This window comes from Mesorhizobium waimense (genome assembly GCF_003601975.1).
GTDB classification, from domain to species: Bacteria; Pseudomonadota; Alphaproteobacteria; order Rhizobiales; family Rhizobiaceae; genus Mesorhizobium; species Mesorhizobium waimense.
Genome location: NZ_QZWZ01000026.1, coordinates 20,745 through 35,474, shown reverse-complemented (window position 1 = coordinate 35,474; position 14,730 = coordinate 20,745). Strand labels below are relative to the sequence as shown.

11 protein-coding genes are annotated in these 14,730 nt (G+C 60.4%); 4 read left to right on the top strand and 7 right to left on the bottom strand.

Features of this window, described 5'->3' with window-relative positions; all coding sequences use genetic code 11:
• Nucleotides 1-9: 9 nt before the first annotated feature.
• From D3227_RS26685 to D3227_RS26655, 7 genes are all read right to left on the bottom strand, one after another.
• Entirely contained in the window at nt 10-1,224 is a 1,215-nt protein-coding gene (locus tag D3227_RS26685) for a metallopeptidase TldD-related protein (RefSeq protein WP_120017258.1), read from the bottom strand.
• Nucleotides 1,190-2,317 carry a cytochrome P450 gene (locus D3227_RS26680; protein WP_167480864.1) on the bottom strand — a complete coding sequence of 376 codons (1,128 nt, stop codon included), beginning with the start codon at nt 2,315-2,317 and terminating at the stop codon, nt 1,190-1,192. The genes D3227_RS26685 and D3227_RS26680 overlap by 35 nt, the downstream gene beginning before the upstream one ends.
• On the bottom strand, nt 2,301-4,427 hold the full coding sequence (locus D3227_RS26675; protein ID WP_120017256.1) for a carbamoyltransferase C-terminal domain-containing protein: 2,127 nt from the start codon (nt 4,425-4,427) through the stop codon (nt 2,301-2,303). The genes D3227_RS26680 and D3227_RS26675 overlap by 17 nt, the downstream gene beginning before the upstream one ends.
• Before the next feature lie 2 nt (nt 4,428-4,429).
• A complete protein-coding gene (locus D3227_RS26670; RefSeq protein ID WP_120017255.1) occupies nt 4,430-5,956 on the bottom strand; it encodes a B12-binding domain-containing radical SAM protein in 1,527 nt (508 codons plus the stop codon).
• The gene (locus D3227_RS26665; protein ID WP_120017254.1) at nt 5,953-7,434 is read right to left on the bottom strand and encodes a radical SAM/SPASM domain-containing protein; all 1,482 of its coding nucleotides are present in this window, start codon (nt 7,432-7,434) and stop codon (nt 5,953-5,955) included. Before D3227_RS26665 ends, D3227_RS26670 begins: the two co-directional genes overlap by 4 nt.
• Nucleotides 7,435-7,511: 77 nt before the next feature.
• Nucleotides 7,512-7,829: a hypothetical protein gene (locus D3227_RS26660; RefSeq protein ID WP_147377693.1), complete on the bottom strand. Its 318-nt coding sequence runs from the start codon at nt 7,827-7,829 to the stop codon at nt 7,512-7,514.
• Between the two features lie 80 nt (nt 7,830-7,909).
• On the bottom strand, nt 7,910-9,073 hold the full coding sequence (locus D3227_RS26655; protein WP_147377692.1) for a cytochrome P450: 1,164 nt from the start codon (nt 9,071-9,073) through the stop codon (nt 7,910-7,912).
• A 263-nt stretch (nt 9,074-9,336) separates the two neighbouring features.
• Between D3227_RS26655 and D3227_RS26650 the strand changes: the two genes are divergently transcribed.
• From D3227_RS26650 to D3227_RS26635, 4 genes are all read left to right on the top strand, one after another.
• A complete protein-coding gene (locus D3227_RS26650; protein ID WP_167480861.1) occupies nt 9,337-10,197 on the top strand; it encodes an alpha/beta fold hydrolase in 861 nt (286 codons plus the stop codon).
• 416 nt (nt 10,198-10,613) lie between these two features.
• The gene (locus D3227_RS26645; protein ID WP_147377691.1) at nt 10,614-10,835 is read left to right on the top strand and encodes a hypothetical protein; all 222 of its coding nucleotides are present in this window, start codon (nt 10,614-10,616) and stop codon (nt 10,833-10,835) included.
• Between the two features lie 221 nt (nt 10,836-11,056).
• Entirely contained in the window at nt 11,057-12,145 is a 1,089-nt protein-coding gene (locus D3227_RS26640) for a hypothetical protein (protein WP_147377690.1), read from the top strand.
• On the top strand, nt 12,145-14,730 hold the full coding sequence (locus D3227_RS26635; RefSeq protein WP_120017248.1) for a sensor histidine kinase: 2,586 nt from the start codon (nt 12,145-12,147) through the stop codon (nt 14,728-14,730). The genes D3227_RS26640 and D3227_RS26635 overlap by 1 nt, the downstream gene beginning before the upstream one ends.

Here is a 14,730-nt window from a genome sequence, read left to right as displayed (position 1 = left end):
GCTCTTGGTCTAACCGACCGCAAGCGGTTTGATATTATCGAGGAGGGTCGCTGGCGCCCTGATGATGCTAAGCAGTGGATCGTTGAACTTCACACAAAACCCACACCGTGACTGTTTCGCAGCCGATAGAGCAGCGATGTGTTCGCGCAAAGAAACGAGCGAGACGACGATGGCGAAGGGTGCGACGGGCTCGCATTCGTGCCCCTTTTCGATCCGCCGCGCCCGTCCAAGCTGGAGGACGGCGACGCCATTCACCACCTGGGCCAATCTCACATCATCAGATTGCAGCCCGCGCTGGATTGCGTTGCAAAGGGCCTCCGGCGACCCGGATCCGCCCCCAACTTCCAGATGAGTACAGCGGGCCCGGGGCGTTCCACGATGGGGGCCGACTTGTGCGAGCCCTGATGGGCGACCGTTCGTGCTGCTTGTGCTGCGGTCACGGACCTCATTCGCTAACGCGCCGCCTTCGACAAGTGTTACCGCGTTCCCGCGTACACCCTCATCATCATCGTGGCCGCAGTCTCTAGGATACCGCGCGGCGACACTGAGGGAATAAGGACCCGTCTGTGTTCCTCGGGCGGCGCCAAACCACGCTTCCTCGGCGCCATGCCCGAAAATTTCGTGGAACATGACTCCTGCGACAGTCGGGCTGAGAAGTATGGGGAGAGGATCTGCGGTAACTGACCTCAAAGACTCGGAACAAAGCAACTCAGAGTAGTCCATTAAACTGGCGAGGTGTTGGTCGATTCTCTTGACGAGCGTTTCGGGGTCTTGAGCAACATCGACTATGGAGCCGACCCTCGGGTCAGAGTGTATGAGAGTAAATGCAAAATACGCCTTGCGCTTCGCATGTACATGCCCGTCCGCATTGCGATATTGACGCGCTTGGCAATTTATTTCGAATGTCGCGGCGGTACCTCCTGTTGCAAGCTTATCGGCGAGCGCGTCGAGTGGAAACCAATCGGCCATGGCGATAGCCTGGCTCACGACCCAGCTGTTTTGGGCGGGGGCGTCGCGCGGCTTTGTGCACGCGCGTGCGTCTTTTCCCGCCGAGGCAATGGAGCGCTGATAGAACGTTGCTCGGGCGAAAGGGGTGTCGCGGTGCACTTTGCCTTGATCGATCACGAGTTTGATAGACGCGTCGTCGTCTAGGCGCTCTTCCCAAAACCCGACCTCGCCGAACCGTGGCTCACGCATCGACAACAAGACGGTCGGTGCCGTCATCGCGGGCGGTCAAGGTTATCTGCCGCGTTCTTGACAGTATCGCAAGAGCCAGTCTTGCGGCCATGGCGCGGGCGAAGTGGGCACCGGGACATCGGTGCTCGCCGGCACCGAAGGCGAGCTGCCGGTCAAGATAGGGCCGATCGGGACGGAACGTGTCCGGTTCGGTGAAAAGACGTGGGTCCTTGCCCGCATCGCCCAGCAAAATGAAAACATTGTCTCCAAGACGAAGCCGTTTGCCGCCGACACGGCACTCAGCGGTGACGCGTCGTGGAATCACGCCCCAATCCTGCATTCGAACCGCTTCATTTGCGGCGCTATAGCTAAGAGCGGGCGACCGGCGCAGTTCGTGTTGCACGCTGGCTAAGCTGGCAATGCGCCGCAACAGCGTCGCCGGCAGGTCATGGCCAATGCGAACGGCAAGTGTGCGGAAGAAACCGAGGAACATCATCGCGTATTCTTCATCGTCGAGCGCGGCGATCTCCGGCGTGGCGAGTATGTCCGGTAAGAGGCCGGCACCACGTGAGCGCGCATCCCCTAGGAGCTCGGCCGTACGGCCGTGGACATAGGCTGTAACATCGCGCGGGTCGTGGTCGGACTGAGCCGCTGATACCGCGTGGAGCAGACGGAAACCGGCCACTATCTCGTCGCCAGCGTCGCGCGCGATCCCGGAGAGGTGATAGATGACGCTGCTTTGATACGGCCAGATACACTCTGTGACGAGGGCAGCCGATCCCTCCTCTTTGATCCTTCGGATCACGGCCTCGGCGGTCGCGCCCGCGGCAGGATCGAGGATGGTCGTCTCCATGCGCGCCACGACAGCGCGGTGAAATGCCGTTGCAAGCGCACGACGATAAGTTAGATGCAAAGGAGGCGCCGCCATCATGAAGGTGTGCACCTTTGCGTGATCCGCCTCGATCTCGTCATATACGTCCAGACCGAAATTCTCAGAGTTAAGGATCTGGTGCCCCTCGGCGACGCCGCGAACGACCCAGCCGCCCGTGGCTGCGCTGTAACCGATGGGTTCGAAGTCGGACAGGCCGGGCGACGTAAAGGTTTGCCGAGATTGGTCCCGCGGCTTACTGCGGTGCGACATCATCCTGTCTCCGAAAAGCAGTTTTTGAGAAAGCGGCGAACCCGCCCTCGCCGCAAAGCAGGGAGAGCAAGGCTGCAGTCGAAGAGTCTTCCTCCGTGCCCGTTTGCATGAGCGCGTGTGCCGCGCTCATGGCATCGGCCGGAAAGCGCAGATGGCGAAGGACGGCCGCGGCATTGCGGGCGGCCTCGTCTGTCTGGCCCTGTGTTTGCGCGATACGGACATTCAGGCCAAGGAAGGCGACTGCCCGCTCGCCCTGAAGGCCATCAGCATGGAGATGCTTCCCATTTTCCCTCAGCACGACTAGGGCTTTTTCCCAGTAGCCGGCGTCCTCAAGGCTAAGGGCGATTGACAAGGGATCGAAAGCGGTCTGCGCCCATGCCAATGCCATGGCACGCGCGGCGAATTCGCCGACCAGATCACGCCGGTCGAGCGCATAGTCACCCATCAAAAGGCGGTCTGCGCCTGAGAGCAGGAACTGACGTACCGCATCGTGCGGCGTCTCCACCAGCGGCTCACCCAGAGTATTGAACGATGTGTTCAAGACCGCTCCGACACCGCGTTTTTCGGCAAAGCACTCGATTAGCTGGAACCAGCGTGGCTGCAGCTCCGGGTCAACGACCTGTATGCGCACGCTGCCGTCGGCGTGGCGCACAGGATCAAGGCGGGCGTCGCGCACGGCCGTCGCGGCAAGCATATAGGGGCGCAGCCCTCGCGGCACCGCGTCAAGATCCACCAACTGGGCGAGCGCCTCCTGCGTGCCGCTGAGCGCGAAAGGGCGGAATGGCTCGCGAAACTTGATCGTCGCATTGATCCGCTCTGCCACGCCCTTTCGGGTCGGATCGGCTACGATGCTGCGAGCGCCCAAGGCGCGCGGCCCCCACTCGCTGCGGCCGTCGAACCAGCAGACGATGCGACCATCCGCCAGATCGTCCGCCACGTCTTCAAGGCTCCCTCCCCGCTGCAACACTCCGTCGAGGCCGAATTGGGAGACTGCATCCTCGATCTCGTGGGTTTCATACCGGCGGCCAAGAAATGGCGACATGAGCGCGGGCACTGGCCTCGGCTTCGCAAGGCGATCGATCCATCCCCAATAAGCAAGGCCGATGGCATTGCCGTCGTCGGTGGCCGCAGGATGAACAAAGACGTCCCGGAACCCCGTTTCCTGCAGTCTCGCGTTCGCCAAGCAATTGAGGGCCACGCCACCTGCATAGGCAAGCGTGTCCCGGCCTGATTCGCGCCTCAGTGCTGCCGCGATGGCCACGACTGCCCTTTCAAGCTCATCCTGCGCCTTTCTGGCGAGCGATGCTGCAAGCGGGTCGCTCCAGTCAAGGGGTTTCAATAACGACAAAAGTGCCTGCACTCCGTCGCAGCTGTGCATTGCGCCGTCCGAGGATGCTTTCAGGCATCCGATCCCGTCCAAGAACGTCACAAGCCGCTGCAGCGGAATATACGTGTTTCCGCTGCCCTGTTCTATGTCGACCAATTGGGGCCATTCGGGTCGGGATTGACCATAGGCGGCGAGGCCCATCAGCTTGCCGCCTGCCGGCAGGCCGGCCTCGCCCAGTCCGCACGTCGCCGCGAACACATTGTAGAACATGCCAAGGCTCAGGTCGGACGCGGTGCCGAAGAACTGGCGCAGCGGCTTCACCCGGCCGCCCTCGCCCAGGAAGAAGGAGCATTTCTCATATGTTCCGTCGCGGCGGTGGTGGCCCTGTTCGTCGACGACGAGAATAGCCGGATCGTCGAACGGTGCGGTCGCGAAGGCAGCATAGGCATGGGCCAAATGATGGCCCGGCAGCGGCGGCTCTGTGACTCTGTCCGGCGGCAGGGGGAGGTAATCGAGGAGACGATGCCGGGCTGCGCCGATAGACCGGCCGCAGACTACAAGCGCCACATCGTCAAGGCCGATCCCGCCCGTTCTTAGGACATAGGCAATGGCGGCAAATGGGGGTAACACGATGTCTCGCCCCGCGCCTGCATAGAAGCCTTGCGAATGTTTGCGTCGGTCCAGCCGCTCTTCGGCGATCGCGGCGACAATGGTGCCGTCCCGCAGAAGGCAGGCCGATCGGTCGTGGCTTGACATGCTTAGTCCAAGGACATGGGTTCCCATTGTCACGACGACACCGCCGTGACGAGCGCGCGGTCGTGCTCGGCCGCTACATCGGCTTCGGCGATCAGGCCCAGAAGCCGTCGCATGTAGGGGTAGTTCGCCGATGAGACTTTTCGTGCCGGCCCTATCTTATGCCGAGCATCCTTTGCCTCGAGGATGACCAGCTGACTCATCAAATAGGCGGTGAAAATCTCGTTGCGCGTCAGCGTCTGCGTGCGCGCGGCCGGAAAGCCTCCCGATTCCTGGATCCAGTCGAGCCCCGATAAGACCTCGATCCCGTATTCCTCCGCCGCTTCGGCAAACGCGGTTCCTGGGTGAGGACAGTAGACGTAGGTGTTGATGTTGTCGACCGTTCCAGTGGCCAAGAGATTGTAGATCATGTTGAGGCTGTGGATCAGGTTGTCTCGCGTTTCTCCTGGCGAGCCGATGATCCATTCAAGCGCAACGGCAAGGCCTGCCTTCTCCGCCAACTCTATGGCGGCTAAAGCGTTCTCGAAGCGTTGCCCCTTTTTCATGTGCTTCAAAATTGCATCATCGGCGCTGTCTAGGCCGAAATAGACATGGCGCGTCACGGTCGCGAGTGCCGCGGCCGACCGTCCCGTAAGAAACGCCGAATGGGTGTAGACGCCATCGAGAACGAGTGCCCGTCTCTGCAGAAGTGCGCAAACGGCATCAACATGGGCGTCGTCGACAGTGAACAATTCGTCTTCCAGGAACGACAGCCGTGCGAAGGCGCCGCAATGCTTCGTCAAAAGGTCAATCTCCGTTTCGACTCGTTCCGGCGACTTCAGCCGATAGCGGTTCCAATTCGGCACGCCGGCGCAAAACCGGCATTGCAGCCGGCAGCCCAGGCTTGTTCTGATGCTGAACGGAATGTTCTGTGGCGGGGCACCAAAGATTCTCTCGAACGCGCGCATCATATCGCCCGCGAGATGGTAGGCCGGAAGCGCCGCCGCGTTCGGGTCGGAAAGAAATGCTGCTTCCGCATGGGACCGGGTTCCCCATCCGTTCACAAGCACATTGGGATGGGCGGCCATCGCCTCCAAGTCACGTCGAACCGCAGGCCCCAAGACGTCGCCGATCACACTCTCCGCCTCTCCCGCGACGAGAAAATTAAGGTCGGGGCACAACTCAAAGAGTCTACGTCCGAGTGCGGTCGCAATCCGGCCTGTGGCACCAAACAGGGGCCGCATGCCTGAGTGCGCCATGTGCGCCACGACCTGGCGCATGCCGTAGAGCGCGGCCGTGCTTCGGCTGGCGATGAAGTGGTCGGCGACGAAGAGAACGACCTCCGCGTGAGACGCGCGCAGAAGTTGGGACAGGATTGCGCCATGCGCTTCCTCGCTATAGCCGGGGAAGATGTTGATAAGCTGCAGGAGACGGGCGGAAAATCCCGCAGCCTCGACTGCGCCGGCCATTAGGAAAGGCGGAGAATCCCAAGGCTCCTGATGTTTGTAGTCGGCTGCTATCCCGAACCGAAACGTGGGTTGCCGGAAGGGCGCAATGACCAGGACGTCCGGCGGGATCATGGCCTAGCTGAAGCCTCCGTTCCAGCAACCGCGGCCGCGCCGGCGAGAATCTTGCCGACCCGGTCGGGACAGAGCCCGTTGCCGGCTGTCTCGTGCCGCAGCGCGAGCGTAAGATCGGACGTTCCGTCGGCTTCTGCGGCGGCCTCCAGCGCGACTGCCGTACCCTCCGGACAATGCCACACGTGACCCCTCGTGCGCACCTCGCATCCACGATCAAGCCGAAGTACGCGTATCGCATGGCGGCCAACGCCCACCGTCCAGCTTCGGCGCACAGCCGGGATCCTAGGCGGCGTGTTTTGGCGCGCCTCGTCGCGCGCCCCGGCGTTGCCCGGTTGGGCAATGAGGGGGCAGGTCGCATCCGGTCCTGAAAGCCGCCTCGTCAAGGCAAAGGCGCGCGCGCGAGATCCGCCGCCGCAGAGATCCTTCAGCGCGCAGAACTGGCACGCGCCCTCAATGTCGCTAACAGTCAGCCGCCGGAGGCCGTTGAGGACGGTACTGTGGCGCCATATGCTTGCAAGGGTGTCTCGGCGGAGATCTCCGGCCAGCGCGTCCGGCTCGCCGGCAAGAAGCACCGAGGGATAGACTTTGCCGTCTGAATCAATGCAGAGGTCGGCAAATCCGGCCGCATCGCCGATGTCGCGAGGGCCGTTTGATGAGGCCCGCGCTGTCCCGACATACCCCCAGGCCTGCTCGGCTGCGACGATGTCGAGGTCGGCGGCAATCAGCGGCAGGTAGAACTCCCAGGCAGCGGGCACCGACACCTGCAGGCCGGGGAGGTCGCCGGCAAGCTTGTACCGAGTCAACTCGGCGAAGACATCGAGCCATGCCGGGACTGGTGGTTCCAAAATATGAGCGAGCGACGAGCCGTACCCCCCGGGGAAGAACTTGATGGCGACGAGAGCGCTGGCACCTAGCTCCACCACCGCCAACCGATGGGTTGCGACTACGTCTTTCAGACTCTGGCGGGTGATGGTCATGTTCGTCGAGACAGTGAAGCCGTCCGCTACTAATGCGCGAATGCTTTGCTTAATGCGTTCGAAAAACAGCGCCGGCGCAGCGGCGGAACCGCTCGGCGACTGCCTCAGACGGCCGAAATTCTCCGCCGTGCTGCCCTCAATGCTGACATTGATGGTTAAATTGTTCTTGATTGGAGCCAGCTTCGCGCGCAGTGCTGGGGTCAGCGACAGGCCGTTGGTGATGACCGAAACCGACATCCCCGGCAACGCTGCTGCATACCGCAAAATCTCAGCGATGTCGGGTCGGACTAATGGTTCGCCACCGGCGAAAGCGATCGACAAGACTCCAAGGTGATAGAGACTGTCAACGATCCTCATTACATCGGCTGTACCCAGTTCAGCCAGTAAGGGCTCGCCGGAACTGGCATGGCAATGCCGACAGGCTAAGTTGCAGCGGTTGGTCAGGTTGAAGTCGACGTGAACTGGTCCGGCAAACCAGTGGCTGCCTACCCTGTATGCCATGGGATCCCCACGTCAGCGTGATCTACCTGCCGCTCGCTTTGCCGCAATCAACTACGATCCACAGAAATGCCATTCTTTTATTTGCGCGGCTTTACTTCAAAACTCTTCGCAGTGGCCGTATCAACCATCTTATCCATGATGTCAGATATGGTTTTCTCTTCCTCTGGGTCTCTCGTTATAAAGCCGCTCATGCTTTCGACCCAGACGTCGCCACCGGTTTTAACTTTCATTTTTTTCAATTCTTGTCGAATTGCTGCCTTAATCTGATCCATGGCGCCAGCTGGTAAGTCGATATTCACGTTTTCGACTTTGTTCGAGGAACGATTCAGCATCGTAAGCTGCATCGTCCTGTTCCAGTGCATTGACGAAACCTCCGTGTGAGAAATATGTGTCATTCCCTCCTCCATTCGAGACGCAGTATCTCAATTGCTAAATACTATCACAATCTCTGGTCGAGAAGAAGGCCTCGGATTGATCAAGCAGAAGTCCTCGCTTGTAACCATAAAGAGGTATAAGCCAATCCGAGGCCGACTTGCGGAACATCGGACGGAAGTTGCGCAGGTCTCAGCGGGCCACGTACGGTGCGAAGCAGAACAACGAGTGCGACCGCCGTTGCGGCTGTCGCCAGACCGCCGCCAAGACAGCCGTGAGAGCCGTGGCCGAAGGCGAGCGAAGGCTCAGTGCGAAACGGATCGAAGCGATGCGGCTCTGGGTGCTGCGCCGGATCGCGACAGACCGCTGACAGGACGATCAAAAGGCGTTCGCCGCGGGCAACATGTCGGCCTTCAAGCTCCATGTGGTTTGACGCCCGACGCGGTATTGCCTGCTGAACCGGTTCCCATCGCGACGCCTCTTCGGCAACCCGCTCCGCCAAATTGAACCCGCCGTCTTGGACAACTCGCTGGAGCGCCGGTTGCAGGCAAAGCGCCGCGACTGAATGAACCAGAAGCCGGGTGCCAATCCCTTTTACGAGCGAAAAGGTCATCGGTGAAACAAAGGCGGCCAAATCGGCGTCTTTGCCGCCCCACTCGGGCCAAGCTCGGGCCAATCGTGCTAGGAGGGTCTGGCTGCCTGAGTTGCGGGCAGTGACAATCTCCGTGAGCAGAAGTTCCGTCGCGATCTCACCCGCGGCGGCTCTGTAACTTGGGTCTTCCACTTGGTCCGCCTTGTCGAGCAGATGGAGAAGCTGCAGATGACTGTCGGGGGTTAGCCCCAGCCAATGCCGAACGAGACGGTGCGCGAGCGGTTCTGCGAAGTCCGCCGCTAGGTCCCATTGGCGCGAATCGTCGATTTGGCGGGCGAGTGCGAGCGCAACGGCTTCCACCTGCCTGGTATCGCGCGCAATTGTGCGCAGATGCGGTGCGACCGCACGGCGAAATTGGGCATTCTCCTCTGGCTCCATCTCAAAGCTCGATCGCACCGGTATAGGGCTCGGTCTGAAAGCGCTATACACGTCCATGGTGAGCCGTTTGTCATGCAAGGCAGTAAGCGCGGCGCTATGGGACATGACAAGCCACGCATCGAGGCGCTCAGACCAGGCGACCGGGCTTTGGGCGCGCAGGTTGGACCAATAAGCGTGTGGATCGCGCCGGAATTGTTCATCAAACAGGCCGGTAGTCTCATCGGGCTTAGGATTCATGGTGATGGCCTCACATCTGCGGCACGAGCTCTCTGTTTCCAAGGCGATTTCGAGCCTATGCTATGCCGCAATCGCTGTCATGCGACGCGGCGCATCCGTTGGCGGTCCGTGGTTTCGGAGGGAAGCCTTGTTGCCTCATTGCCTCATCCGGACTCAGGAGCCGGAGGTGCGACAAGACGTCGATGATGAGGACATTACTGCGGCAAAGGCTGCTGCGTGGCGCCGGGCGGCTTAACGAACCGGCAAAACTAGAGAAACTTCACATGACAGGATCCAATGAATGGCGACACCCAACGCCCGATTTGTACATCACAGAGAGGGGATCCGGCTCTACAACGCTCATCGTGATCCATGGCGGGCCGGATTGGGATCATTCCTATATCGAGCCTTACGTAACGCCTTTGCAGGACATGTGCCGCGTTTTGTCGTTTGACATGCGCGGGTGCGGCCGCTCCGGCAGGGCGCAGTCCCCCGAGGGCTATCACGTTGACTACGTCGTTGACGACCTTGTCGTACTGATGGATGCAAGAGGAATCAGCCACGGCGTTCTACTAGGATTCTCGTTTGGCGGCCGCGTCGCCCTCCGGTTTTTGCAGCGTCATCCGGAAAGAGTGAAGGCGTTGATTCTCGCCTCGACGACCGCCTATCAGGACTTCCAGCCGGAGCTCGATGCCTGGGAGGAACGCCGCGAAAGATACGGTGCATGTCGAGAGAAGGCCGATCGCATTACCGCATCGCCGACGCTCAGCGCGGCCGAGAAGGCGCGCGCCCTGGCGTTCGATTGTCTGCCGCTCGACGTCTATGACCTGTCGCATATCGAGCCGATCAAGACGGCTCTTTCAGCCGTTCGTTTTTCCGGCGAGTGGACGAAACGGTGGTTGGGCGGCCACCGGATCTCACCCGACGATGTGGACTACGAAACCGTTATCAAGCTGAGCGGCGTTCCGTGCTTGATCATTCACGGTGCAAAAGACATGCGCTTTCCCGTGGCCGTCGCCGAACGGCTTCATCGGACACTACCTCACTCGCGGCTCGTCATCCTTGAGCAGACGGGCCACCTTGCCCATATGGAGGCGCCGGAGCGATGGCTTTTACCCGTTCGGGAATTCATTGATGGTCTGTGAGCTCGGAGCGGCATCCGTCCCGGGCTGATCGAACCCACCCTGTAGATAAGCAGATAGCCGCGAAAGGTGCTCCCGACTATCTCTGAACCACTCCCAAAAATCACAGACGATCTGACGATCTTACGGTTCGATCATCTGGGCGGAGAAAGTCCGAATGGCCGGATACCGGCGGTCGCCGGAAATGACGGAGTCGACGACACGACGGACATCCTTCTCGATCGCGCCCGCGTCCAGTTGTCGCTTGGCAGTTAATCGTGAGAGTTCGGTCGTTCATTCGTCTGGAGTCCCGGAACGTCGGACAACGCGGCTGATCGAGACAAGCGCGGCTACTCGGCTTTTTACAATCATTATTTAATGTCTTCCACATTTAATGAATAAGTGCGACACGTACCCTGGAGTTGGGGGAGCGCTGCGAGATGCCCAGGCAGACCGGCAAGAGGCTAAGCGGAGCCTCGCGGCGTGACGCAGAGGTTCCACTCCAAATCACTATACCTCCACGGGTAAAGCGCGAACTCGATATCAAGGCCGTCGAAACGGGTCGCACGCGACGAGCGCTTGTGCTCGAGGCGTTGAGAGAGGTGGGGGTCACCGTGACCGATGAAGATATTGCCGGCCGCCGGGGGACGAAAATCAGATGACTAAACCTCTGACGCTCCGACGTCGGCTGCTTGCACTGGAGAGCGCGCCTCCGAGCAGTTGGAGTGAGACAGGAGCCAAAACGCGGCCGAACCTCCACGGATTATTGCGCTATCCGGCGATGATGGTGCCGCGCATGCAGGGAGACATCATCGATACGATCTTGGCCGCGATGCCCAGGCTTTGTCGCGTATTGGACCCGTTCGTTGGGTCGGGAACCGTCATGACCGAAGCCCTTATGCGCGACCTTGACTTCACGGGCATCGACATCAATCCGCTGGCCGTTCTAGTGTGCGAAGCCAAAGCCGCTATCGATAGCGGCTCAGACATCGAAGGCGCCGCGCAGACACTCCTGAAAGCGCTTCGGCTTGATGTAAGCGAGACCATTGACGCGGACTTTCCGGGACGCACCAAGTGGTTCGACCATGAAAGCGCCGTCAAGTTCTCTGCGCTACGCAGGGCCATCCTGTGCGTCAACGAGGCGGGGGCGCGGAAGGTAATGTGGACGGTCTTCGCAGAGACCGTGCGGCTCTGCTCTAACAGCCGCACCAGCACGTACAAACTGCATATACGCAAGCCTGACGATCGAGTGCCCGCGGACAAGGTGATCGAGACGTTCGAGGCGCACTTGCGCCAGGCGCTGATCCGGGTTCGGGAATATCGCTCCCTTCTTGGTGCTCGCTCATCGTCGAGACCTTCGGTGAAAATCCTCTGTGAGGACGTCCGAAAGGCACAACTCGACTGGGCGGCCACCGAGCACCAGGTGATGGTAACGTCCCCACCTTACGGCGATAATCAAACTACTATCCCCTACGGGCAGTTCTCATATCTCGCGATGCGGTGGATACCGGAAGACGACCTGCCCGGCTCGGTCGCCGCGGAGCTCAGGTTGAACACCAACTCGTTGGACTCAGCCAGTCTAGGGGGCACTGTTCGCGCTGCCGAGGAAAAGGAGGAGGCGCTCCGTGCGCTTTCCCCGCACTTCGACAGCTTCACGCGAGAAGCTGAGAAATGCGGCCAACGTCGGGCGGTTCGAAAGGTTTCGAGCTTTATCGGTGATTTCTCCGATGCGCTCAGACATCTCCGGACGCATCCCCCTTCTTCCGCACATTGGGTTCTCACCACCGGGAATCGTACTGCCGCTGGGGTGACCGTGCCTTTCGACGCGATCTGCCGGGACATCGTCGTAAGCTTGGGCGGGAAGCCAATCGCTTCATTGCGCCGTCAGCTGCCTAACAAGCGTATGCCATCGCGCAATTCGCAGGGCGTTATGATCACCACAGAAACGACGATGATCGTCGAGTTCGCGTGATGGACAGCGCCACCGACCGTGACGCGGAACTGAAGGTTGGCGCGCACGTGCTCGTTCAGCTCGGAAGCGAGCTCGTGACCGATGTCGAGCAAGCCATCTTAGAATGCGTCAAAAACGCCTATGACGCAGACTCTCCGGGCTGCCTCGTTGACATCGACACGCGCGAAACCGGCACAACTGTCGAGTCCGGGACCGCAGCGAAACTTCGACGTTTCGATCTCCCATCCGAAACCGTAACGGTCGAACTCTTGGACGCCGCCGGACAGCCTCTGACCAGCACGGTGAATGACGCCGACGCGATCAGACGCAAACTGAACTACACCGGTCGCATCACTATCGAGGACAAGGGCGACGGCCTCAGACCGGATCAGTTGCGTACCTCATGGCTGGTAATCAGTCGGTCTAGCAAACGCGGCGCGCCGGGCGCCCAGAAGGCCAAGACGCCAAAGGGGCGAACGCCCCTCGGGGACAAGGGTCTCGGTCGACTTGGCTCAATGAAACTGGGCGACATTCTCCGTATCGAAACATCGACCTCGGCGAACGGTCCGCTAGCTGTGGCTCAGTTTAGGTGGGCAGACTGCGAAGCCGCTCGTACCGTGGACGAGATACCGGTGTATCTTGACGAGCTTCCGAACCCCGGCAATTTCAAAGGGACGCGAGTCTCGGTCCTAGGCCTGCGGGATCTGCCGGAATGGCGCCGCAAGGACCGGATCAGCGAGATCACGCGAAGCCTCGCACGGTTGATATCACCATTCGAGGTAACGTCCACGTTTCCTGTCGGGATCAAGCTTGACGGCGTTGACCATTCCCTGGTCACGGTAACTGAAGATGTCCTGAAACGGGCGATCGCCGACTTCCAGTTCGTGTGGCAGGCAGACCCCGATGATCCTGAAAAGCGGGTGCTGGTGACTGAGGCCCGGTTTCGCAAACGCTTGTTCACATCCACGCGGAGCACAAAGGCTGCCAAGCGCACAGCTGCGGTGTTCGAACGCGATGGCGGTGCAGGTTTCGCGAACGCGCTGGAGACGTACGGCCGCCTGAAGGCGTACGACGAGAAGCGGGTCGATCTCAAAGGCGCCTGGTTCGTCGAACTCAAGCGAACGTTCCGGTGGTCGGACATGCAGCTGGACAGCGGCGCCGCGATCGTCGACCCCGGCCCACTTGAGGGCGCCTTCTACTTCTTTCATCTCGATGATGCCGGCGACCCCGATGAGCCAGCAGCGGCTGGAATTGGTGTTGATCGCAGCCTGATCAAAGGCATGACAGGTATCTCAATCCTACGTGATGGCTTCCGCGTCCGCTCCCAAGGCGACTGGCTGGAGCTCTCTTCTGGAATGACCTCGGGCAGCACGTATGGGATGCGCGTTGATAACACCGTCGGCTACTTCGCGCTCACAGGCGAACACAACTTCAATCTGATCGAAAAATCTGATCGCGAGGGTTTCGTTGAAGACGCCACCTATCGCGGATTCATGCAGATTGCCCGCCGCTGCAAGTCGTTCGCGAATGATGCTCTGGAGCAGGTCCGACGCGCGCTGGACGATTACTACAAGCGGCAGGTGGGGCCTGAGGGTTCGCCAGTTGCCCAAACCGTCGCGGGCTCTTTCGAAGTCCTTGAGTCCGGCTTCCAGTCGGCCGAAGACGCGCGGACGGAGGCTGACCGCATGTCATTCGAACTCCAGACGGAGATCGAGCGCCTGGAGCGGGAGGCATCTGCTGATGGATCGTCAGGTGGTTCAACGGCCCGCGCCCTAAAGCTTGCCAATACCGCCATTGTTGCGATGGACACGGTTAGAAAGAAGCTCTCAACCGGTACCCACTCCGGGCTTAACCTTGAACGGCTGAAGTTAGAACTCGAAGATCGCGATGAACAAGCGGTTGCGCTTTTTGAAAGCGCGGCTGTCGGGCTAAGCGCGCGGGGGCTGGCTCACGAGCTGCGAACACATCTAACGGAGATCCGCCAGAGGACGTCCGCGATTGAGCAAGCGACAAAGAGTGGGGCGGCCAGCGTCCTTCCGCATCTGCGTGCCATTAGGTCCTCCTGCACTGCGATATCGAGCGCGGCCTCTCTTATCGATCCAATGCTCCCACGAGCTCGGGCGGTCAAGGAAACGCTCCAGCTTAGGGCATTGGTCGAGGAGTACTTCAAGACCCGAACTTCGACATTTGAGCGCGCTGGCATTCGCACAATCATCTCGGGGACCAGCATCGTGGTTCGAGCCAATCGACCTCGCCTGATCCAGGTCCTCGACAACCTCGTGCGTAACAGCACCTACTGGATTCGGCGCGGGGATATCACGGGCGAGGTTCAACGGCCGAAGCAGATCTCCATCGATCTTACGTCCTTCGGATTTGTGGTCTCCGACTCAGGACCCGGCGTGGATCCACATTACGAGGAGTCGCTGTTCGAGATTTTCGTGACGGCGAAGCCGGAGCGCGATGCAGGGCAGGGTTTGGGCCTCTTTATCGTCAGCGAACTGTTGCAGATCGACGGTTGCGACGTCGAACTCCTGCCCGAACGCAACGAAGACGGCCGGCGTTACCGGTTTGCGGTCAACCTCCGGCCTCTCGTGGTGCGAGCGTAG

What these genes read in the sequence shown, in the direction of transcription:
- D3227_RS26685 (WP_120017258.1), bottom strand. Translation starts at nt 1,224, where the DNA reads ATGACGGCACCGACCGTCTTGTTGTCGATGCGTGAGCCACGGTTCGGC.
- D3227_RS26680 (WP_167480864.1), bottom strand. Translation starts at nt 2,317, where the DNA reads ATGTCGCACCGCAGTAAGCCGCGGGACCAATCTCGGCAAACCTTTACG.
- D3227_RS26675 (WP_120017256.1), bottom strand. Translation starts at nt 4,427, where the DNA reads ATGGGAACCCATGTCCTTGGACTAAGCATGTCAAGCCACGACCGATCG.
- D3227_RS26670 (WP_120017255.1), bottom strand. Translation starts at nt 5,956, where the DNA reads ATGATCCCGCCGGACGTCCTGGTCATTGCGCCCTTCCGGCAACCCACG.
- D3227_RS26665 (WP_120017254.1), bottom strand. Translation starts at nt 7,434, where the DNA reads ATGGCATACAGGGTAGGCAGCCACTGGTTTGCCGGACCAGTTCACGTC.
- D3227_RS26660 (WP_147377693.1), bottom strand. Translation starts at nt 7,829, where the DNA reads ATGACACATATTTCTCACACGGAGGTTTCGTCAATGCACTGGAACAGG.
- D3227_RS26655 (WP_147377692.1), bottom strand. Translation starts at nt 9,073, where the DNA reads ATGAATCCTAAGCCCGATGAGACTACCGGCCTGTTTGATGAACAATTC.
- D3227_RS26650 (WP_167480861.1), top strand. Translation starts at nt 9,337, where the DNA reads ATGACAGGATCCAATGAATGGCGACACCCAACGCCCGATTTGTACATC.
- D3227_RS26645 (WP_147377691.1), top strand. Translation starts at nt 10,614, where the DNA reads ATGCCCAGGCAGACCGGCAAGAGGCTAAGCGGAGCCTCGCGGCGTGAC.
- D3227_RS26640 (WP_147377690.1), top strand. Translation starts at nt 11,057, where the DNA reads ATGACCGAAGCCCTTATGCGCGACCTTGACTTCACGGGCATCGACATC.
- D3227_RS26635 (WP_120017248.1), top strand. Translation starts at nt 12,145, where the DNA reads ATGGACAGCGCCACCGACCGTGACGCGGAACTGAAGGTTGGCGCGCAC.